The following is a 20289-nucleotide window of genomic DNA, read 5'->3' on the forward strand; positions in this document are numbered from 1 at the left end:
GCCAGCGCTCCGCCGCCGGGCAGGAGTGAAGCCAGAACGGTGGTACCGTCGCCTTAACTCGGCATGAAGCGTGCGGAGGCTCGCGGGCCGTTTTTCACCCGGCGGTCGGGATGGTAATCCGGCTCCCTGTTTCCATGGAGGCCGTTCGAAGTTTGCGATACTGGGTTGAGGTGAGAAAGTTGCGCGGATAGTGGAAGAGATTTGCTATCGGGTCGTGAATGGAAACGAAGCGCTGACATTGCCGGCTCGACTTGAATCGCTTCATCGTCCGCTCCCGTCTTCGGACGACAAGATGAGAATTCTCCGCCCTGTTGTTCAACCCCTTGTGGGATCGATGTTCCACGGCGGGCATGAGTTCGTTCCTTGCCGCGCTATATGAACGAAGCTTGTCTGTAATCATGACGCGGTGTGCGATGCCCTGTTGCTTGAGCAGCGTTCGCAGCAGCCTCAGCACAGCTTTACGGTCTCTTCGGCTTTGCACAAGGGCGTCGAGAATATGGCGGTTTGCATCGACCGCTCGCCACAGCCAGTCTTTCCCGCCCTTGATGGAAACGACCATCTCATCGAGGTGTCATTTGTCGGCGAAGGCGCCTTTGGACATCCGTCGGATCTGGCGGGCATATGCGGCTCCGAACTTGCCTGCCCATTCGCCCACGGTCTGGAAGGAGACCGCGATGCCGCGAACGGCGAGCATGTCCTCGACATGGCGAAGGCTGAGCGGAAAGCGGAAGTGGAGCCACACCGCATGGCTGATGATTTCAGCCGGAAAGCGATGGCGCTTATAAAGATGACTGGGTCGGCAGGACGTTAGGTCATAACACTCCGTTGCTCGCATTGGACGAGAGCCGACGCCACCCGGCTGTCTTCCAGATGCAGTTCAGTCAGTGACGCTCGCAGCCAGAGTTCTCCGCCTTTCTCCAGATAGGCAGCCGCCAACGCCGCGATCAGGCCGTTGCCATGTGCCAACCGCGTCACTCGGGCGTTGCGCAGGCCATCTCCAAAATGCCGGCCCAGCATGCCCAGCACACGAAACGCCGATGGCAACGAGCGGCCGGCTCGAAACAGATCAGGCAGATCCTCGGCCGAGACCATCATGCCCCCAAAACTGGTTGAAGAGGCTAAAGGCGGGCGCAGCTTGCCAAGCCAAGGTCAAAGCACCCGCCCGTCGAACCGCGCGGCGCGCAACGATCTGCCGCCGGCGATGCCGCCCGGCGACTCGGCCCGGTAATCCGGGGTGGGGTTCGGTTCGAAGACCAACAGGCTATTTGCCTCGAGATATTCCACGGCCTCAATGCAATGGCGCAGGTTGCCCGGCGCCCACACGCCGCCGCCCGACAGAGCGGAGGTCCCGCCGAACACCGGAGCCTTTTCGACCAGCAGCACTTTTAGCCCAGCGAGCCGGGCGGTAAGCGCGGCAGCGAAGCCTGCCGCCCCACTGCCTACCACCAGAATGTCGACATCAAGCTCATTACTGCCGGCAGATGTCGCTGGCCCTGTCATATCTTGAAGCGTTCCATCGATCTTGGCGAAAAAACTTCCTCCGCCCGCAATCGTCGGGACGACAGACCTTGTCTATAATGCGCGTCGAGAAAGACCTCGATGGCAGGTTCGTTGTCGACCCCATAGGACCAGAAGTTTCCACCGAATACCTGGGCGCCGCGCTCCGCTTCCTCGACCAGCCAGGGAAGGCTGATCGCGAGCGCCGGGTTCTGTCGCAAACTTTTTGGAGGCTCCGAAACGTAGAAAACTATTTCCTCGGAAAGGCTCATTCACCTGCTGGCGCGACCAGATCTGCGCCCGATCCAGCATCTAACGGCTTAGGTTCAATGATGCACTACCACATCCAGGGACTAGACATTTAGTGAACCGCGGCGTGCAAAATCCGCTCCGCCGTCGCTTCGGCGCGCGAGAATTCGGCGGCTATGGTGCCACTCTTGGCCACCAGGATGCGGTCGGAGAGGTCGAGTATTTCCGGCAAGTATGACGAAATCAGGATGACGCCGGCGCCGCTGTCGGCGATGCTCCTGATAATCCGCCTGATCTCGGCGATGGCGCCGACGTCGACACCACGGGTCGGCTCGTCGAAGATCACCAGCCTCGGCTCCTGCGCCAGCGACTTGGCGATGACCACCTTCTGTTGGTTGCCGCCGGAGAGATGCAGCACCGGCTGATTGACGCCGATGCGGCGGATCGAGAGCTGCTCCTCCCACTCGCGCGCCACCCGACGCATGCGGCCGAGCGGCGCCAGCAACGTGCGCCGGCCGAACTTCGCCAGCCAGCCGAGCCCGATATTGTCGGCCACGCTCAGCGTCTCGAAGAAGCCGTCGAGCTTACGGTCCTCGCTGATATAGGCGATCCCGTCGGCGACCGCCTGGGCGGGGATCGCATACCGCACCTCGCGGCCGTGCAGCCAGATGCGGCCCCCGCCGAAATTTCGCTTGGTGTGGCCCATGATCACCTTGGCCACCTCGCTGCGGCCCGACCCAATCAGCCCGGCAATGCCGGTGACCTCGCCCGGGAAGATCGAGAACGACATGTTGTTGACCATCGAGCCCATGCGGATGTTTTCGACCCGCAGCACAGGCACGGCCGAACGCGGCGCACGGGCCGCGGCGGGTCCACCGCCTTGTTCGTTCAACTCCTCGCCGATCATGTGCCGAATCAGTTTGGCCCGATCGAACTCGCCTGCCGGGCCGGTGACCATCATCCGCCCGTTGCGCAGCACGGAGATGCGGTCGGCATGCTTCAGCGCCTCTTCCAGCGCATGGCTGATAAAAATCATCGCCACGCCGCTGCGCCGCAGCGACCGCATGAGATCGAACAGATGCTCGGTCTCCTCCGGCGTCAGCGCCGCGGTGGGCTCGTCGAGGATGATGACCCGCGCCTCGTTGAACACCGCCCGCGCGATCTCCACCATCTGCCGCTTGGCGGCCGACAGCGAGCCCGCGAGCTGAAAGGGATCGACCTTGAAGTTCAGCCGCTGTAGGATTTGCCGGGCAGCGTTGCGCACCTTGCGGACCGAATTGAATGCCCGCTCGCGGCCAAGCACGATGTTCTGCGCCACGGTCAGCTGAGGGACCAGGCTCGTTTCCTGATAGACCATCGAGATGCCCCGCGCGCTCGCATCCTTTGGCGCGGCGAACGCGACCACCTCGCCATCGACGTGCAGCACGCCGTCCGTCGGCGCGATGACGCCGGCGATCAGCTTGCAGAGCGTCGACTTGCCGGCGCCGTTCTCGCCCACCAGCGCATGGATCTCACCGGGAAAAAGCTCGAAACTGACCTCGGCCAGCGCCGCGATACCGCCATAGGTCTTGGTCGCGTTTTCGAGACTGATGACGGGTCGCGCTGTCGTTGCGGTCATGTCCCCGCTCCGAGGTTCAATATCTCGCCGCTGGCCTTGCTGACAGCGATGAGGTCGCCATTCCACGCCGTTACGTCGCAGATCGCGTGGCGCAGGCCATTGGCGCGCGACTGGGCGGAGCTAACGGGCATCAGCCCCTCATCCATCTCGATGAGCAGACCGTAGGAGAAGGACGGCGCCCATGGCTTAACCTCGCCGAACAGTCGCGTGGCGCCCAACTCGATCGGAAAGTCGTGGCTGAATTCCGGATTGGCGCGCGGCGCGATCCAGTGGCGCGGCGCGATCTTAGCCTTCATCTCGGCGATAAAGCCGCGCTCAGTCTTGAGGAACTCGATCAGCGGATCGCGCCGCGACAGGCAGGCGAGTGCGTAGCCGGTCGGAGTTTTCCGCAGGCGGCCAAGATAACCGGGATAACCCGACTGCCGGACTTTTCCGGAGGCATCGACGATGCTGGCGCGTTCGAGCAGGGACACCAACGCCCCACCCTGTGCGTCGAAGGCGACACCCATTGGAGAGTGCAGGCCGGGGGTGATGATGCGCGTCTCGCCGGACCGGCGCAGCGCCACGAGTTGGCCACGCGCCTCATCGTCCCAGGCGGCCTGTGCAAGCACATGATCGTTCGCCCCGTAGCCGCAATCGACCAGCAGCAATTCGTCCTCGGAATTGAATGCGCAGTCCGCCACGGATGCGAGGCGACCGCCTGGAAGGAGCCAGCCATCGATCGACTTTCCCGAGGCATCGAGGACGGCAACGCCTCCACCGGCGAGCCCGACGGCGACCAGGCCGCCGGGGCTCTGCGAAAGCGCGGTGACAGATGCAGCGAATGCCGCGAAGGTTTCAGGCTCGCGACCCCAAGCCCGTAACGCCATCACACGCTTGCCCGAACTGAACAACAGCCTGCCGTCCGTGGAAACGCATACCGCATCGGGCGCTTCGACCCTCATACCCTCCACAGCATCAAGCCGGCCATTGGGGCCAAGCACGCCCTCCAGCGTCATCGCCGGAGGCTCCTGTCGCCTCGCCCGGAAGAACGGCATCATCTCGCGCGCCCCCAATAGCTGTCCGGCGCTCGCCAAGCGGGATTGGCGCCGTCGAGCTTCAGACGGCCAATCTTGTCGTTGGTGACGCCGCCGAGATAGAGCGCGCCCTCATGCTCGCGCATTGAGGTGATCATGTAGAGTGGGCCGTCCGGCACATCCCAAAGCGCATCGACCACCTTGCCTTGGCTATCGACCTTCAGCACGCCGCCGATGTTGAGATTGCCGAACAGCCAGTTGGTCGGCGGGACGCGCATTGTCATGCGCCGGCGCAGGCCTGGATGCCGCATCGCCTGATCGAAGACCGGATTGCGCATGCCCGCCAGCGCGACCCAGTACCCGCCATCCGAAGCGCGGTTGACATTGTCGGGATAGCCCGGCAGGCCGCTCACGAAGACGCGCGGTCCGTCGGAGAGCCGCTTGAGATCGAAGATCAGGATCGAGCAGTCCCACGTGCTCGCCACCAGCAAATACTGCCCGTCATGGGTTAGACACACACCGTTGGGAAAGAGGAGATTGTCGCAAACGGTCCGCGTCTTTCTCGTCGCCGGATCGAAGGAGAGCAGGCGGCCATTCGGCCTGCCTTCCAGTAGGTCGAGGCCCCAGTTCTCGATATCGTAGCGCTTGGTCGCGTCGGTGAAATAGATCGTGCCATCCGGCGCGATGTCGAGGTCATCGGCCATGCGGATCGTCGTGTCGTCCTGCACGCTGAACAGGCTGCGTTCGGTCTGGTCAGTCAAGAGTTCCACCTTGCCGTCCATGGTCACCCGCACCAGCCCCATGCCTGCAACGCAAGCGACGATGCGGCCCTCGCGGTCGAGGGCGAGCCCCAGCGGCCGGCCGCCGATCTTGGCCAAGACCTCGGCTTTGGCATGGTTCGGCGCGGCGATCCTGTAGAGATAGCCGTCGCGGCTGCCGCAATAGATATTGCCGGCCGCATCGAGCAGTACATCCTCCGGCCCGTCCACTTGTCCCGCCGCGAGGATCTCAGCGGCCTTCAGCTTCGGCGCGGTCTCGTCCGGCATCAGCCCGCGCATACCCTTCACTTCGCCAGCGTCGAAGGCGACGGGATCGAGATAGGTCGAGGCCAGCAGCCGGTGCCGATTCTTGCGGAATTTTACGTCGATGGCGAGGATCAGGATGATGATCGCGCCCATGGAAAGCTGGACGAAGTCGCCGCGGAAGCCGGCATTGATCATCGCATTGTTCAGAATGTAGACGGTGGCGAAGCCGATCAGAACGGAAACCACCGCGCCCCGCCCCGGCACAAAGCCGCCGAGGCCCACCACCAGCGCCGTCAGCACGAAGAACTCCATGCCGATGCCGGTGTCGGAACCGACGCTGTTCTGCCGCGCGGCATAGAGGAAGCCGGCCAGCCCGACGATCAGGCCGGCAAGCGTGTAGGCGAGGAAGATCGTTGCCCGGACACGAATGCCGCCATGGCGCGCCGCCTTGCGGTTGCCGCCGACAGCCAGAATGTGCCAGCCGAACCGGGTCTGGCGGAACATTACCAGCACCAGCACCGCGACGATGAGCAACGCCCAGAATCCGATCGGCAAGGTCAAAACCTTCTCGAAGCCGATCCAGTCCCAGAGATCATCCATGCGCGCCGACGAGGAGATCTCGACGAGTTGCGCCTGCGAGGCGAGCGTGAACAGACCGCGCGTTGTGATCATTGTGCCGAGCGTAGTCAGCAGCGCACCACAGCCGAGAAGGCCGGCGATAACGCCGTTGGCGGTGCCAACCGCGGCGCCAGTAGCCAGTGTGACCACCAGCACGACCGGAACCGGCAGTTGCAGGATGTGGAAGCAGAACAGCGCCACAAAGGCCGACATGGCGAAGTTGGAGCCGACCGAAAGATCGATGCCGCCGGCCGCCACCACGATCAGCAACGCCAGCACCACGAGGCCGCCGTCAGCCGCGTACTGCGCAAGGTTGCGCAGGTTCAATGCAGCAAAGTAGCCGTCCGTCGTCAGTTGCACGCCCACGACCACGCACACAAGCGCAACGAACGGAATAAGGCTTTCCACCCAGCCCTTGGACAGGACATCGGCAGCGATGCGGCGCGGCGACAGCACGATACGCGGCACGCGCTGCCTCGGCAGACTGGCAAAATCGATATCGGCGGCCATCACGGCTTTCCACTGGAGGGGAGACGCGGGGCTCCTGAAAGCCCCGCGAGAGAACCGCTTGCGCGGACGGGAAGCGGCGTTGCCGTCACATCTTCCAGCAGAGCGTCGGATCGTAGCCGTCGCCGGCCTTGATGATCTTCAGCGGCGATTCCGCGATCAGCATGGAGCCATCCGCCGCGGCCGCGCCCTGCAGCAGCAGGTCGATCATGGTGCCGGCGTCGCGGCCCTGCCCGTCGGCATCGTAGCTCCAGATACGATCCTGGACGCCGTCCTCGATCGCCTTGCAGGCCACGGAGTCGCCGCCGCCGGTCGAGTAGACCAGCACGGAGTCGGCCTTGCCGGCGTCCTTCACCGCATTGCCCGCGCCCATCGTATGGACATCCCAGTGGCCGAAGACGGCACACAGGTCCGGATGCTGCTGCAGCACGGTCGCGGTGATCTGGCGCGCCTTTTCCGGCTCCCAGTCGGAAGCCTGGTTCGACACGACCTGGATTTCCTTGTGCTGCTCGAACACCTTGAACGCCGCCTCGTTCATGATCACGCTGTCGGCGGCGGTGAGCTGGCCCGGGATGATGGCGACCTTTCCGGACTTACCGCTGCCGGCGCCGCATTCCTTGACGATGTCTTCGGCGATCTCGCGGCCGATACGCTCCCAGTTCGCGCCGACGAAGGCACTCGAAGGCTGGTTGGACTGCAGGTTGATCTGCAGGACCTTGATGCCTTCCGACTCGGCCTGCTTGATCTGGCGCGCCAGCAACTGGACCGTCGGATTGTGCACCACCAGCACGTCCGGCTTCTCGCTGATCGCTTTGGCTACCAGTTCGGTCATTGCGCCCGTATTGAAGGCGGCGTCACGCACATCGACCGTGTAGCCGTAGGTGGCCGCGTGCTCGCGCATGCGGCGCGCCCATCCCTCGGTCAGCGAGATGCCCATCGCGATCGGCACGAAGATCACCTTCTTGCCGGCGAGATTCATATCCGCCTGAGCCCCGACGCTCGTGCCGACGAGCGCGCAAGCGCCCATCAGCGCACTCACCGCCATTGTTCGAAACTTGCTTCCCAATTTATGCAACATGCTTTCCTCCCGTGTTGACTGTGGCATCGTCAGAGATCGCCGACCGTGTCGGTCTCCGTGTCTCTGGGATTCAGATAATTGTCGGTCACAACAGCCATCAGCAGGACCAGCCCCTTGAGCATATCCTGCGTCTGCGTCGTGAAATTCATCAGCGTCATGCCGTTGCGCAGCACAGCGATCAGTGCGACGCCGACAATGATGTTGCGTATACCGCCGCGACCTCCCCTCAGCGGAATGCCGCCCAGCACCACCACGAGGATGACATCGAACAGCAGCGTGCCATTGGTCACGGTACGGAAATCCACCGCCCCGCTGGCGGCCGAAGTGATCAGTCCCGCCACAAGGGCCGTGAGCCCGGCAAACACATAGACGGCGATGGTCGTCGTGCGCACGGACAGTCCGGCAAGGCGTGCCGCCAGAAAATTGTCGCCCATGGCATAGATTACGCGCCCCGTAGACGAGCGGTTGAGCAGGAACCAACTTGCCGCCAGCACCGCCACCATCAACACGACCGGCATCGACAGTCCTGGCAGCACGTCGCCGGCCAGGAAAGCCACCGTCGGATCGGACTTGGGCAGGAGCAGCAGGAACTCGCCGCGCAGAACGGCAAAGCGGAGCAGGCCGACCACGAACATCGACGACGCCAACGTCGCCAGCATGGCTGGGATCTCGACATAGGCGATCAGCCAGGCGTTGACGAAGCCGGTGAACACCATGGCGACGATAGCCACGAGCATCGCGACTGGCGCGGTCACGCCGCTGCTGATCAGGATGCCGAAAACGGTCGCCCCGGCCACCATCTGCGCGATCAGCGACAGGTCCAGCCCCCGCGAAATGATAACCACGGCCATGCCGCAACTGAGTATAGCCAGCGAGGCGGAATTCGACAGGATGACGAGGAGGTTGCCGAGCGTCGCGAAGCCGTCGATAGCAAAGGCAAAGACAACGATAAGCGCCAGCGTCGCGACCGCGACCACGCGCTCCAGCATGTTCTTCCTGCCGACCCCCCTCTGGGCAGTCGGCACGGCGACCGTCGCTGCATTGTCCGGCATGGTCATGCCGGCGGCAACGCGAATGCAGTCGATCGGACCTGCTTCCTCATCGGCCTCTCCTCCCCTCGGCGAACCCGGATAAACCGGTCCCTCCGACAACTGACGGGTCCGCATGATGCGGCTTCCGTCGTCCTCCTTCTTCCCCATCGCGCCGACGGCGCTTCGGCGTCAGATCCAGCGGCTTCCTCCGAATGCCGTCAGCCCGTTGCCTTGCCGCCCTAGCCCCTGGCGGTCCTCATGCTTCCCGTACCCCCGGCGCTGGCCAGTTCGCGTTCTAACTGCATCACACCGTAACCGGGCACGAGTTCATCCACACGGTCACCGATCCGCTCCCAGTTGGTGACCACGCGCTCGGCCGCCTGCTCGCCGCCGCCAATGTGGAGGCCCTGCGTCAGCGTCACGTTCGACCGCGCGAAATGGCCCGCACCGGCGCACAAAATCGAACGTGTCGGCGCATCTTCGCTAACCAGCGCCAAGAGCCCCGAACTGACGAGTTCCGGCGAGAAGCGCGCAAGCGCATCGTCGGACAATATGCCCTGCGTCATTGCCGTGGCAGCTGTCGGCGCGATGCAGTTGACTTTGATCCCGTACTTCTCGCCCTCGATCGCCAGCGTCTGCATCAAGCCGACGAGCGCCATCTTGGCGGCGCCGTAGTTCGCCTGCCCGAAACTGCCGTAGAGCCCGGAGGACGACGTCGTCATCACCACACGGCCGAAGCGCTGTTCACGCATGATCTCCCACACCGCCTTGGTGCAGATCGCCGATCCCATCAGATGCACGTCTATGACCTCGCGGAACTCGGCCATGGTCATCTTGGCAAAGCTGCGATCGCGCAGGATGCCGGCATTGTTGATGAGAATATCGACGCGGCCCCAGGTCTCCATGGTCCGGGCGATCATGTCGCCGACCCGTGCCTCGTTCGTCACCGAAGTATCGAAGCCGATCGCCTCGCCACCTGCTTGCCTGATCTCATCGGCCACGCACTCTGCCGACGCGAGGCTCACATCGTTGACGGCCACCTTCGCACCGAGCCGGGCAAGCGTCAGCGCATGCGAGCGCCCCAGGCCGCTGCCGGCTCCGGTGACAATCGCGACGCGCCCTCCCAGCTTCATTGCGACCTCTTCAGCACCCGTCGTCATTCCATTCACTCACTAGATAATTAGTTAAATCGCCGCAAGCATTCTTTGCACATCCGAGCGCTACTGCCCGAAAAAGGACAGAGCGCTCACCTTGTGCCTAGGAAGGCCACTCCCCCCGGCAGATCGCCAGGAAACCCGCCGCCATGAACTTCGCCATTCGCTCCTTCACGGCCGCATAGTCGTCGGAACGGCAGAGTCCGTTCGAAAGCTTGTCTATGCGGCCGGTCCGCGCCAGCGTCAGCATCAGCGCGCCGGTCACGAAGTGATAGCCCCAGAAAATGTCCGCGTCTGCAGCGTCGGGCAGCGCCTGCTTGAGCAGGCCGATCAGGCGCAGCACCACCGGGTCGAAATGCTGGTCCATCAGTTCTGCCCCCCATTCGGGCGTATTCGCCACCTGGGCGCCGAGCGCGGCATAGTTCTTCCAGCCCTCGCCGCCCTCCGTGTAGAGATCGAGATCCGTGTCGAGGAAGGCGTGCAGCGCGCCCTCGACGGCAGGCTTTCCACCGGAGGATTTTTCATACTCCTCCAGCATGCGCATGCGCCGCTCGCTGGTGACAACGGCGCGCCGCGCGAAGACGGCGTCGAACAACGCCTTCTTGTCCTGGAAATAATAGTTCATCAGCGTGTGGTGCACGCCGACCTGCTTGGCCACATCCTTGAGGGTGACCCCATAGAGCCCGTGCCGCGAGAACAGGAGCTCCGCCGCGTCCAGAATCTGCTCGGTCATCTCCGCGCGCCGCTCGGCCTTGGTGGAGCCTTTGCGCCGGGATGGTTTTTGCTCGCTCAACGTCTACGCCCTTCAAAATTCCAAGATGATGGCAGGTTGTTTCCCACCCCGCCTAAGCGACCTCGAACAATCCTGCTGCCCCCATGCCGCCACCGATGCACATGGTAACGACAACGTATCTCGCCCCGCGCCGCCTTCCTTCAATCAGCGCATGGCCAACGAGGCGCGCGCCTGTCATGCCATAGGGATGGCCGATCGAGATGCCGCCGCCGTCGACATTGTAGAGCGCCGGGTCGATACCGAGATGGTCGCGGCAATACAGCGCTTGCACGGCAAAAGCCTCGTTGAGTTCCCACAGCCCGATATCGCCAACCGTCAGGCCGTGTCGCTCGAGCAGCTTCGGAACCGCGTAGATCGGACCGATCCCCATCTCCTCCGGCGGACATCCCGCCACCGTCATGCCGCGGTAAATGCCGAGCGGCTGAAGCCCGCGTCTTTCCGCAAGCTTGGCCTCCATCAGGACACATGCCGACGCCCCGTCCGAAAGCTGGCTCGCGTTGCCCGCGGTGATAACGCCGCCCTCGATCACCGGCTTCAGCCTCGCGAGGTCCTCCATAGCGGTCTGCGGCCGGTTGCCTTCATCGCGCTCGAGCGTCACCGGCCGCCGCGACACCACTTCCGTATCCTTGTCCTTCACCATCGTCGTGGTGCTGAACGGCACGATCTCGTCATCGAACCGGCCGGCCCGCTGCGCGGCGGCGGTCCGTTGCTGGGACTGCAGCGCATAGTTATCCTGCGCCTCCCGGCTGACCCCATACTTCTTTGCCACGAACTCCGCCGTTCCAAGCATCGGCATGTAGGCATGCGGCACCTTGGCGATGACATTGGGATCGGCCTCTTCGCCCACCCAGGAAAGATAGCGGTCCTGGACGGCCGAAATGTTCTCCTGCCCGCCCGCCGCCACAATATCCATCCCGTCCACGATGATCTGCTTGGCCGCCGTCGCAATCGCCATAAGCCCGGACGCGCACTGCCGGTCGATGGTCTGCCCCGACACCGTTGCCGGCGCACCAGCTGCAAACACCGAATTGCGGGCGAGGTTCATTCCGGCCGTGCCTGCGGCGAGAACCGTTCCCAGCGCGAAATCCTCCACCTCACCCGCATCAATGCCGGCGCGTCGGATCGCGTGATCGAGCACGTGGCCGACCAGCGTCGGCGACTTGGTCGCGTTGAGCGCCCCTCTGTACGCCTTGCCGATCCCGGTGCGGGCGGTGCTGACGATGACGGCTTCTCTCATTGCAGTTCTCCGTATCCTTGACTCAGAGCCTGTCTGGAAATGGATCAGGGTGAGGCGAAAACGGTGTTTTACGAGCGCCGAAGCGGAGCGTGCATTAAGTACGTGAGCATCGGAGCGCAGCAAAACATCGTTTGCAGCCCGCCCTCATCCATTTCCAGACAGGCTCTCAGGCCTGGCCGTATTGCGACCTTAGCCGCATCTTGTCGATCTTTCCCGTCGCCGCTGTTGGCATCTTCGGTAGCCGCACGACTTCGTCCGGTATCCACCACGATGCCACGCGTCCCCGCAATGATTCCAGCAATTCCGCGTCCGTCAACGCTTCGCCCTTGCTCATCTCGACCAGCAGTATCGGCCGCTCCCCCCATTTGGCATCGCTCCGCCCGACGACGGCGGCAAGCGAAACCTGCGGCAGCGAACTGACGATCGCCTCGATCTCAGCAGGATTGATCCATTCTCCACCGGACTTGATCAGGTCCTTGGCGCGGCCGGTGATCATGAGATTGCCCTCGCCATCGATACGGGCCAGATCGCCCGTATCGAACCAGCCGGCGGCATCGATAGCCCTCTCGCTCTGCCCCAGATAGCGTTCGACCACGGCTGAACCGCGCACCCGAAGATACCCCTCCACGTTGCGCTGCTGTGGCAAGGCGCGGCCCTCTGCGTCGGTCAGCAGCAGGTCCAGGCCGATGGCTGGTCGGCCCGACAGCGCGGCATTGCGCCGTGCAGAGGCCGGCGGCGCCATCGTCCCCAGGGGCGACAGCTCGGTCATGCCCCAACTGGTCTGCACGGTGACATCGAGCCGCCGCTCGATCCGCTCCATCAGCGCCGGCGGCATCGGCGATCCGCCAACCGCGATGCGCTTCAGCGACGGTAGTTCGCCGCCTTCGGCCTCCAGATGCTCCACCAGTCCCAGCCAGACCGTCGGGACCGCCGACGCCACCGTCACGCCCTCCGCCGCGATCAGCCGGGCAAGACTGGCGCCGTCCAAATGGCGCCCGGGAAGCACCAGTTTAGCGCCGGCCGCGGGCGCCGCGAACGGCATGCCCCAGGCATTGGCATGAAACATAGGCACCACCGGAAGAACAGCGTCGCGGGCCGTTATGCCAAATACATCCGCCTGAAGGAGGCGCAGCGTGTGAAGATAGTTGGAACGATGCGTGTACATCACGCCTTTTGGTTCGCCGGTTGTACCGGATGTGAAACACAGGCCCGACGCCGTATTCTCATCGAAGCACCCCCAGACAAAGTCCGGCTCCACCTCGGCAAGCAATCCTTCGAGCGATCGCACGGGAGGTCCACCTGCCCATCCGTCGGCGTCGCCGTCGATCGTCAGTATGTGCCGCAAGGGCGCCTTGCCGGCAATTTCGCGCGCCAGCGGCAGCAGATCGGCGCTGACAACGAGGATCTCCGCTGACGACTGCAAAAGCATCGAGGCCGTCTGACCGGCGGTCAGTCTAGGGTTTAGCGTATGGCACACCGCGCCCATGCCCATGATGCCAAACCACGCCTCGAGGTGGGCTTGGCTGTTCCAGGCGAGGGTGGCGATGCACTGCCCAGCGCCAACACCCAACCCTGCCAGCACGTCGGATAGGCGCTGGGCTCGCTCCTTCAATGCCGCATAGCCGATGCGCGCGTTAGGGCCATCAGCGCGTGCAGTTACCACTTCTGTGTCGGAATGCCACCTCGCTGCGTGGTCAAGGAACTTGTCGATCGTCAGCGCATAGGTCTGCATGGCAGCGTCGATCATCATCCATCGTGCCCCAGATTTGCAGGCCACTTGCTTGACGCATTGTTTTCGCGACTCTTTAGCGCCGAGCGATGACACTGGATCAGCTCTTCGCCGAACACGCCGGTTAGATCGCCGACTTGGAAGCTATTCGAACCTCCGGCAGGCAAAATATCTCTGCCAGCTTCCGCCGGCGCCTCAGAAACAGGGATGGCTGGCACGTTTCTCCCTATTCCGAGAAACCCCACAGAACGTGACATGCCCGCAAATCCTCCCTCGCCAAGTCATCCCCGTTTGAATTGGCAATGCCTTCAATGACCTCAATGCAAGCACATGTCAACATTCACTCTCAAGCGGGTTAATATTTTTTAGATTGACGTGGGCGACGTGATGCAGGCCACCTTGCTGCCTTTCGCCGCCTTCGGACTGATCGAACGGGTGCCCACCCGGCCGACGCTCGACCTTTCGTTCTTTCGCTTTCTGCGCTTCGTCGGTGCAAAGCCTCTGGCAGTGGTGCTGGCCTATGCCTTCGTCGTGTTAATCGTCCCGCTGCCGGTGCGCTTTATCGGCAATGCTACTCTGCGGGCGAAGCATTGCAACGGCATTACGTGGCAGCGCTTCCGTGAGGTTCGTGCGCTCAGGCAAACCGCCCTTCGACGAAGAGCAGAAGAACCAGCGGCCCTCCAATAAGTAGGCCCATCAGGACGACGGATAAAAGCAGGCGCATGACAAGGCGGTGCAGCCCTTTGCGCGTCATCGTCTCGCCTCCATGCTGGCTAGGAGACAGGCCCGTCGGGACCGGGAAAGCCGGCGCGTCAGGTTGTCGATGCAGGAAAGGATGACGGGACCCACGACCAGCGTCAGGCCCGTCGAGCTGACGAGCCCGCCAATCACGGCATGCGTTCTTGGCGACCATGCCCATGAGCATGATGAATCCGCTCATCGAGAACATGTTGAAGGTGCTGCCCGCGATCATGAGGCCGAGCAGCACGCCCGCCAGCGACAGGGGCAGCGCCGCCATGATGGCGAGCGGCTGCGTGAAGCTCCCGAATTGCGAGGCCAGCACGACATAGATGAAGATCACCGCCATGATCAGCGCCTTGAGCATGCTGGCACCGGCCTTCCCGATATCCTCGGCGTCGCCGCCGAACTTGATCCGGTAGCCCGTCGGCAAGTCCTGCGCGGCAATGAGGGCCTCCAGCTCGGCCATGACGTCCCCGACGGCGCGGCCGGAGACATCGGCCGAGATCAGGACTTCCTGCGACAGACCGAGACGCCGGATTCCGGACGCGCCGGGAACCTGTTCGATCTCGGCGACCTGATCGAGGCGTGCCATCAGCGGATTGCCATTGGCGTCGGCGCCCGGCGTCGTTATCGTCAACTCCTTGATGGCGGCGGGATTGGCGCGCTGGTCGTGGGGAAGCCGCACGACGATGTCATGGCTCTCGCCGCGCGCATCCGTCCATGTCGAGACCACGGCCCCGGCCACCAGCGGCGCGAGCGTTCCCGCCAGTTCGGGAACGCCGACGCCGAGGTCGCTTGCCTGTTCCCGCTTCAGCCGGACCGAGAGGATGGATTTGGCGTCGGCGGTGCTGGAATTGATGTCGACCATCCCCGGTATCAGGCGCATGCCGGCCGCGAGGTCGGTGGCGACCTTTTCCAGGACGGCTCGATCGTCTCCCAGCACGCTGAGCTGGATCGGGCTCGCCCCGCCGCCGAGTGTCTCCTGGATGATCGAGATATCGATGCCCGGAATGGCAGCGAGGCGCTGGCGGATCGGCTCCGCCAGCATGACCGACGTGTGCTTGCGCTCCTCCGGCGGCGCGAGGCCGACAAGGATGGCGGCCTTGTGCTTGCCCATGCCGCTGCCGGTATTGATCGTCGAATGAGTCGAGGCCACCTCGGGAACCGCTCGCAAGGCGCTCTCCACCTGCCCGACCTTCCAGCGGCGAAGCTTGTAATTGATCGATAGTTGCGTTCTGTTTTTTCACATCGCAGGGCGACGCACTTTAAGCGTTTGACGAGGCCGACGCCCTGTTCGATACGGGCTCGGGCCTTGTAGAGAACCTTGGCGAAGTAGGCGGGCCTGTCCTTTCCGTTACTCTTTCGGGATGACCGGGGCTATGCCTGTGGCTCCCGCGGCGTCCGGCCCGATGCCGAGCAGGATGGGGAAATGCGGCGCCTCCGCCTTCTCGCCGCCGGTCAGGTCGAAGGCGATGATGGTGTCCGACGCATCTGACTTGAAGCGGCTATCGAGGGTCAGTGCCGACCACCAACACTGGCCGCACCAGCCACCTATGAACCCTTCCAGAACACCAGGATCATGATGGTATAGCTCGCGACCAGCAAAGTAGCGCCCCGTAGGTCAACGAGAGTTCGCCCGGCCTTTGGCGGTGTCAGCCACCAACTGAGCCGCTTGGCGCTCCACGGCACCAGATGGGAGGTGAGAATGACGCTGAAGGCGTTGCCAATGAACAACGCGATCGGGAAACTAAGGTTCAGCGTCCCTGTCAGAATTGGCGTCCCCACCAACAGGCTCCAAAGGAAGACGACCGGGTAGAGCGTCAAAAGGACGATCATGTTCATCTTCCACGCTGCGGGCGGCGGCGCACCCCGAGGCGTAGCGTCTCGAAACCATTGTTCGAAGCCGTTTTCCGCCACGCGCGTATGGAACTCCGCCGTCAACGGCGCGGCTTCGTCGAGCAACCGGCGTCGTTCGGGCGAGCTGAGCCAGGCCTCCAGATTGGCCTCGCTGTCGAAGCGTAGGATTGCGACGAAGTCCTCCTGCACGCCCGGCACAGCCGGCTCGAAGCGATAGCCTTGCAGACCCACCGCCTTCGACTGCGCCGCGGCGATCTTCTGCTCCCATTTCCGGTATTCGGCTTCCATGCCGGGCTTCACCCGCGTACTGATCACCGCGGAGACCGGCGCCGTGCGCGCCGCACTGGCATCGTCGCGCACGATGTGAACGTCGTCGCGCCCCACGAACATGTGGGTGGCGCCTTCGATGCGGGATTGCCGTTCGGACGAGCCCAGCCATCGCTTGGCATCGTCCAGACTGGCGAAACGCTGCAGGATCACCCAGTCGACTTGCAGCGGTGGGTGCGGCGGCATGAGCTGTTGCTCGATGAACCCGGGGAAGCCGGAGATCACCTGGCTTGTTTCGCCCTGCCAGCGAGCGAACGCTTCGGCGAATTCGGGCCTAACGCAGGTTTGCGTGACGATGCTGACGCTGCTTGCCGCATCGCTCATGCTGCGGGACTGAGTTTAGAGAACAGGCGATCGGGCGTGAACGGCAGATGAGCGAACCGTACGCCCGTGGCACTGGCCAGGGCATTCGAGACGGCGGGCGCCACCGGATTGATACCGCACTCGCCCTGGGACTTCGCGCCGAGAGGCCCGATCGTGTCGGTCGTGTCGGCAAAGAAGATATCGGTATGCGGCGTGTCGGCAAACGTCGGGATGCGGCAGTTGCGCAACTGCGGGTTCACCATGTGGCCGTTGTCGTGAACCATGTTTTCGATCAGCGCCCAGCCAAACCCCATCGCAACCGCGCCATCGAGCTGGCCGCGGCACTGCATCGGGTTGATGGGCCGGCCGATATCGGCCGCATGCACGCTGTGCAGCACGCGGATTTCGCCGGTCATGCGATGCACCGCAAGCCGCACCCCATGCACGTTGAAGGCGATCGTGCGCGGCGAAAGATAGGCACGGCGACTAACCGAGAAACGATGGTCTACCTTCGCGCCCTCCGCATGCAGATCGCTGAGCAGGATTCGCTGGTTGCCGCAGATGACGCCGTCGTGGTCGAGGCGGCATTGGTCGACGGCCATGCCTGTGTGGCGACTGGCGAAGTCGAGGATGTCGGCGGACATGGCCTCGGCTGCCAGGTGGACCGCCTTGCCGCCGACCACGACTCCGGTGCTCGCAAAGGTGCCTGTGTCATAGGGCGTGCGATCCGTATCGGCGTTGATGATATCGATGTCATCTGCGCGCGTACCCAATATCGAAGCGGCAATCTGCTTGTGCGCGGTGGTGATGCCGTTGCCCATTTCGGTCGAGCCGCAGGCGAGATGGTAGCTCCCGTCCGGCAGCAGTCGCATCTCCGCGCCCGAGCGATGCTCGGTTGGCGGGCCGCATTCAAGCATTGCCAATGCGACACCCTCGCCCTCCGCCCAATCCGCTCCATCGGGCTTGGCGACGCCGTTGCCGTTCTTCAGTTCTCGCTCGACGATGTCGAGACATTCCCCGATGCCATAGCTGCCGAAGCTGGCGTCGCTGGGTTCCTTCCATATCGATTCGATGTTGTCGCCCGGCAGAACCACATTCTTGCGCCGCATCTCGAACGGGTCGATGCCGAGCATTCTTGCAAGCTCGTCGATCGCACATTCCACCGCGAAGGTGGTTTGCGAAGCGCCGTAGCCGCGAAACCCGCCGGCCGGCGTCATGTTGGTGTAGACGGCGTGTCCGATGCCCTTTTTGTTGGCGCAGCGATAGGCTGCGATCGGGGTCGCCATTGCGGCAGCCAGGGTTTCGCTCCCATGCCCGCCATAAGCGCCCGTGTTGGAGAAAACCTCTACGTCAAGCGCCGTCAGGGTGCCGTCCTTGCGCGCGCCAATCTTTACCCTTGTGGTCATCTGGTGGCGCGTGGTGGCGCCGATGAATTCGTCCTCGCGGGTCCACTCCCACTTCACCGGGCGCCCCAGTTTCATCGTGGCGAACAGCACGAGATCTTCCGAGACCATTTCCTGCTTGCCGCCGAACCCTCCCCCGACACGCTCGGTGAACACATGCAGATCGCGTGGCGGAATTCCCATGACGTAGGCGAGCTTCTGCCGCGCCGCGAACGGCGCCTGCGAACTCGTGCGGACGTGCCAGCGATTATCCTCGCCTCTCCAGGCGATTGATCCATGCGTCTCAAGATGCACGTGCTGCACGCGGGTGGTCGAGTAGGTCTGCTCATGCACCGCGTCGGCCTGCTCGAAGCCTTTGGCGATATCACCGATTTCACCTTGCAGCGTGCAGAAAATATTGTTGCCGGAGGTGACCGCGTCCTTGTCGTGCAGCAGCGGAGCTCCAGGCTGCACGGCCACGACCGGATCGAAGACCGCCGGCAGGATTTCGTAATCCACGTGAAGCGCCCGGCAACCCGCTTCCGCCGCCGCCTCCGTTACCGCGACCACGGCGGCAACCCGTTGGCCGACGAAACGCACGACGTTGTCGAGCAGCCTTATGTCATCGGGGTCGACAAGATGATCTTCGTGCAAGGCCGAACTGAACAGGCGCCCGGGCACATCTTCCCACGTATAGACCGCGACGACGCCCGGTACGGCGAGCGCGGCGCGGCGGTCGATGGAGACGATACGCGCATGGGCATGCGGCGAGCGCATGACCTTCAGGTGCAGCAGGTTCTCGACGGCGAGATCCATCGTGTAGCGTGCCGTGCCGGTCAAGATGGCTTCGGTGAATGGGTTGGGCAGGCTGGCCCCGAGGGACTTGCCGGCCACGTCCGCCTCGATGTTGCATTTTCCATGCAGCGCGTCGTTGATCGACCGATAGCCGGTGCAGCGGCAGAGATTGCCTTTCAGCGCGTGCGGCAGATCGCGTTTCTGCTCCTCGGTCAGCGTCACCGCCGTCATGATCATGCCGGCGGTACAGAACCCGCATTGGAAGGCCTGCGCATCGTGAAACGCCTTCTGCATCGGATGCAGTTCGCCGTCCGCAGCCAGACCCTCGATCGTCGTGATCTGGCGGCCTTCGCCCCGGAACGCCGGCACCAAGCAGGAATGGAACGGCTTGCCGTCGATATGCACGGTGCAGGCGCCGCAATCGCCGGCGTCGCAGCCTTTCTTGACGCCGAAGACATCGAGATCGCGCAAGAAAGTGCGCAAGCATTGGCCAGCCGCCGGCTCGGCCGAATAACTACGGCCGTTGACATGGAAATGGGTCATGCGAGCTCCGCACGGATCTGTTCGGCGAGATAATGCGTGACATGGCGCTTGTAGGGTGCCGATCCGTGCACGTCGTCAAAATAGGCATCCGGCGGCAATCTTGCCTCCAGGGCATGGTGCAGTTCCTTGGCCGATGGACAGGTAGCGAAGCGCAACTGCACCGGCCGCGGCGTGGCGGCCGATACCGTCAACAGGAAATCGGCGCCGCCGTCGCCCACCGTGGCGATGATGAGAGCCGCCGACCGTCCGAATTTGGTCAGCGACACCTGCCGCATGGCTGCGCGTTTCGACAATGCCGCCGCCGGCAAACGGATACTGCGCAGCAATTCGCCCTTCTGTAGCACGTTCCGGTGATTGCCGGTCACGAAGTCGACGACGGAAACCTCGCGTGGCTCGCCTTCGCGCGGCCACAGCGTGCATACGCCCTCGAGGGCCGCGGTCAGCGAGATCATCGCCCCGGCGGGCAGCGACATGCACACGTTGCCGCCTATGGTCGCGGCATTCCATATTTTGAACGACATCAGGAACGCATCGATGGTCTGCCGAAACAGCGGTACTGCACGCCATGCAGGCGGCCCTTCGAAGTCGTGCAGCTCAACGACACGGCAAGTCGCGGCGATATCGAGGCCGGCCTCGGTCATCGTAAGGGGCGCCCAACCCAGGGCGTCGAGATCGATCAGCGTGTCAACCGACAACTGCGGCTCGGAGAACAGCCAGGTTCCCCCGGCCAGCCACGAATAGCCGTCCCGCCAACCATCGATGTCGTCATAGGATGCCGGCCGTTTGACT

At 63.5% G+C, this 20289-nt stretch carries 17 protein-coding genes and 1 pseudogene; 1 reads left to right on the top strand and 17 read right to left on the bottom strand.

All coding sequences use genetic code 11. The annotated features are described in order from the left end of the window. Positions 1-94: 94 nt before the first annotated feature. The 13 genes and pseudogenes from ACSBOB_RS33730 to ACSBOB_RS33790 all read right to left on the bottom strand — a co-directional run bounded on the left by ACSBOB_RS33730 (position 95) and on the right by ACSBOB_RS33790 (position 13570). A pseudogene (locus tag ACSBOB_RS33730) lies at positions 95-835 on the bottom strand (IS6 family transposase). Then, the gene (locus tag ACSBOB_RS33735) at positions 808-1095 is read right to left on the bottom strand and encodes a hypothetical protein (protein ID WP_442580347.1); all 288 of its coding nucleotides are present in this window, start codon (positions 1093-1095) and stop codon (positions 808-810) included. Before ACSBOB_RS33735 ends, ACSBOB_RS33730 begins: the two are co-directional and overlap by 28 nt. A gap of 54 nt (positions 1096-1149) precedes the next feature. Next, the gene (locus ACSBOB_RS33740; protein WP_442580348.1) at positions 1150-1500 is read right to left on the bottom strand and encodes an FAD-dependent oxidoreductase; all 351 of its coding nucleotides are present in this window, start codon (positions 1498-1500) and stop codon (positions 1150-1152) included. Then, on the bottom strand, positions 1497-1769 hold the full coding sequence (locus ACSBOB_RS33745; RefSeq protein WP_442580349.1) for a hypothetical protein: 273 nt from the start codon (positions 1767-1769) through the stop codon (positions 1497-1499). Before ACSBOB_RS33745 ends, ACSBOB_RS33740 begins: the two co-directional genes overlap by 4 nt. A gap of 89 nt (positions 1770-1858) precedes the next feature. After that, complete coding sequence (locus ACSBOB_RS33750; RefSeq protein ID WP_442580350.1) at positions 1859-3364, bottom strand: sugar ABC transporter ATP-binding protein; 1506 nt, start codon at positions 3362-3364, stop codon at positions 1859-1861. Continuing rightward, on the bottom strand, positions 3361-4404 hold the full coding sequence (locus tag ACSBOB_RS33755) for a hypothetical protein (RefSeq protein WP_442580351.1): 1044 nt from the start codon (positions 4402-4404) through the stop codon (positions 3361-3363). The genes ACSBOB_RS33750 and ACSBOB_RS33755 overlap by 4 nt, the downstream gene beginning before the upstream one ends. Further along, on the bottom strand, positions 4401-6533 hold the full coding sequence (locus tag ACSBOB_RS33760; RefSeq protein ID WP_442580352.1) for an ABC transporter permease subunit: 2133 nt from the start codon (positions 6531-6533) through the stop codon (positions 4401-4403). Before ACSBOB_RS33760 ends, ACSBOB_RS33755 begins: the two co-directional genes overlap by 4 nt. Before the next feature lie 85 nt (positions 6534-6618). Beyond that, positions 6619-7608, bottom strand: coding sequence for a sugar ABC transporter substrate-binding protein (locus ACSBOB_RS33765; protein WP_442580353.1), 990 nt, complete (start codon positions 7606-7608; stop codon positions 6619-6621). Positions 7609-7637: 29 nt separating this feature from the next. Then, a complete protein-coding gene (locus ACSBOB_RS33770) occupies positions 7638-8774 on the bottom strand; it encodes an ABC transporter permease (RefSeq protein WP_442580354.1) in 1137 nt (378 codons plus the stop codon). A gap of 104 nt (positions 8775-8878) precedes the next feature. Beyond that, positions 8879-9799 (bottom strand): SDR family NAD(P)-dependent oxidoreductase, encoded by a 921-nt coding sequence (locus ACSBOB_RS33775; protein ID WP_442580355.1) that lies wholly within the window; start codon positions 9797-9799, stop codon positions 8879-8881. Positions 9800-9896: 97 nt separating this feature from the next. Beyond that, positions 9897-10586: a TetR/AcrR family transcriptional regulator gene (locus ACSBOB_RS33780; protein WP_442580356.1), complete on the bottom strand. Its 690-nt coding sequence runs from the start codon at positions 10584-10586 to the stop codon at positions 9897-9899. 52 nt (positions 10587-10638) lie between these two features. Beyond that, complete coding sequence (locus ACSBOB_RS33785) at positions 10639-11823, bottom strand: acetyl-CoA C-acyltransferase (protein ID WP_442580357.1); 1185 nt, start codon at positions 11821-11823, stop codon at positions 10639-10641. A 166-nt stretch (positions 11824-11989) separates the two neighbouring features. Then, on the bottom strand, positions 11990-13570 hold the full coding sequence (locus ACSBOB_RS33790; RefSeq protein WP_442580358.1) for a long-chain-fatty-acid--CoA ligase: 1581 nt from the start codon (positions 13568-13570) through the stop codon (positions 11990-11992). 357 nt (positions 13571-13927) lie between these two features. Between ACSBOB_RS33790 and ACSBOB_RS33795 the strand changes: the two genes are divergently transcribed. Further along, positions 13928-14239: a hypothetical protein gene (locus tag ACSBOB_RS33795; protein ID WP_442580359.1), complete on the top strand. Its 312-nt coding sequence runs from the start codon at positions 13928-13930 to the stop codon at positions 14237-14239. Here ACSBOB_RS33795 and ACSBOB_RS33800 read toward each other — a convergent pair. The 4 genes from ACSBOB_RS33800 to ACSBOB_RS33815 form a co-directional block, all read right to left on the bottom strand. Then, positions 14187-15467 carry an efflux RND transporter permease subunit gene (locus tag ACSBOB_RS33800; RefSeq protein ID WP_442580360.1) on the bottom strand — a complete coding sequence of 427 codons (1281 nt, stop codon included), beginning with the start codon at positions 15465-15467 and terminating at the stop codon, positions 14187-14189. The two genes, ACSBOB_RS33795 and ACSBOB_RS33800, sit on opposite strands and share 53 nt — an antisense overlap. 377 nt (positions 15468-15844) lie before the next feature. Beyond that, positions 15845-16801, bottom strand: coding sequence for an antibiotic biosynthesis monooxygenase (locus tag ACSBOB_RS33805; RefSeq protein WP_442580361.1), 957 nt, complete (start codon positions 16799-16801; stop codon positions 15845-15847). Then, the gene (locus ACSBOB_RS33810) at positions 16798-19500 is read right to left on the bottom strand and encodes a molybdopterin-dependent oxidoreductase (protein ID WP_442580362.1); all 2703 of its coding nucleotides are present in this window, start codon (positions 19498-19500) and stop codon (positions 16798-16800) included. Before ACSBOB_RS33810 ends, ACSBOB_RS33805 begins: the two co-directional genes overlap by 4 nt. After that, positions 19497-20195 (bottom strand): FAD binding domain-containing protein, encoded by a 699-nt coding sequence (locus ACSBOB_RS33815; RefSeq protein WP_442580363.1) that lies wholly within the window; start codon positions 20193-20195, stop codon positions 19497-19499. Before ACSBOB_RS33815 ends, ACSBOB_RS33810 begins: the two co-directional genes overlap by 4 nt. Positions 20196-20289: the final 94 nt, after the last annotated feature.

It is taken from the genome of Mesorhizobium sp. KACC 23794 (assembly GCF_052180275.1).
Classification (GTDB): Bacteria; Pseudomonadota; Alphaproteobacteria; order Rhizobiales; family Rhizobiaceae; genus Kumtagia.

Coding starts and splice junctions, on each gene's coding strand:
- ACSBOB_RS33735 (WP_442580347.1), bottom strand. CDS start 1,095: ATGATGGTCTCGGCCGAGGATCTGCCTGATCTGTTTCGAGCCGGCCGC.
- ACSBOB_RS33740 (WP_442580348.1), bottom strand. CDS start 1,500: ATGACAGGGCCAGCGACATCTGCCGGCAGTAATGAGCTTGATGTCGAC.
- ACSBOB_RS33745 (WP_442580349.1), bottom strand. CDS start 1,769: ATGAGCCTTTCCGAGGAAATAGTTTTCTACGTTTCGGAGCCTCCAAAA.
- ACSBOB_RS33750 (WP_442580350.1), bottom strand. CDS start 3,364: ATGACCGCAACGACAGCGCGACCCGTCATCAGTCTCGAAAACGCGACC.
- ACSBOB_RS33755 (WP_442580351.1), bottom strand. CDS start 4,404: ATGATGCCGTTCTTCCGGGCGAGGCGACAGGAGCCTCCGGCGATGACG.
- ACSBOB_RS33760 (WP_442580352.1), bottom strand. CDS start 6,533: ATGGCCGCCGATATCGATTTTGCCAGTCTGCCGAGGCAGCGCGTGCCG.
- ACSBOB_RS33765 (WP_442580353.1), bottom strand. CDS start 7,608: ATGTTGCATAAATTGGGAAGCAAGTTTCGAACAATGGCGGTGAGTGCG.
- ACSBOB_RS33770 (WP_442580354.1), bottom strand. CDS start 8,774: ATGCGGACCCGTCAGTTGTCGGAGGGACCGGTTTATCCGGGTTCGCCG.
- ACSBOB_RS33775 (WP_442580355.1), bottom strand. CDS start 9,799: ATGACGACGGGTGCTGAAGAGGTCGCAATGAAGCTGGGAGGGCGCGTC.
- ACSBOB_RS33785 (WP_442580357.1), bottom strand. CDS start 11,823: ATGAGAGAAGCCGTCATCGTCAGCACCGCCCGCACCGGGATCGGCAAG.
- ACSBOB_RS33790 (WP_442580358.1), bottom strand. CDS start 13,570: ATGATCGACGCTGCCATGCAGACCTATGCGCTGACGATCGACAAGTTC.
- ACSBOB_RS33805 (WP_442580361.1), bottom strand. CDS start 16,801: ATGAGCGATGCGGCAAGCAGCGTCAGCATCGTCACGCAAACCTGCGTT.
- ACSBOB_RS33810 (WP_442580362.1), bottom strand. CDS start 19,500: ATGACCCATTTCCATGTCAACGGCCGTAGTTATTCGGCCGAGCCGGCG.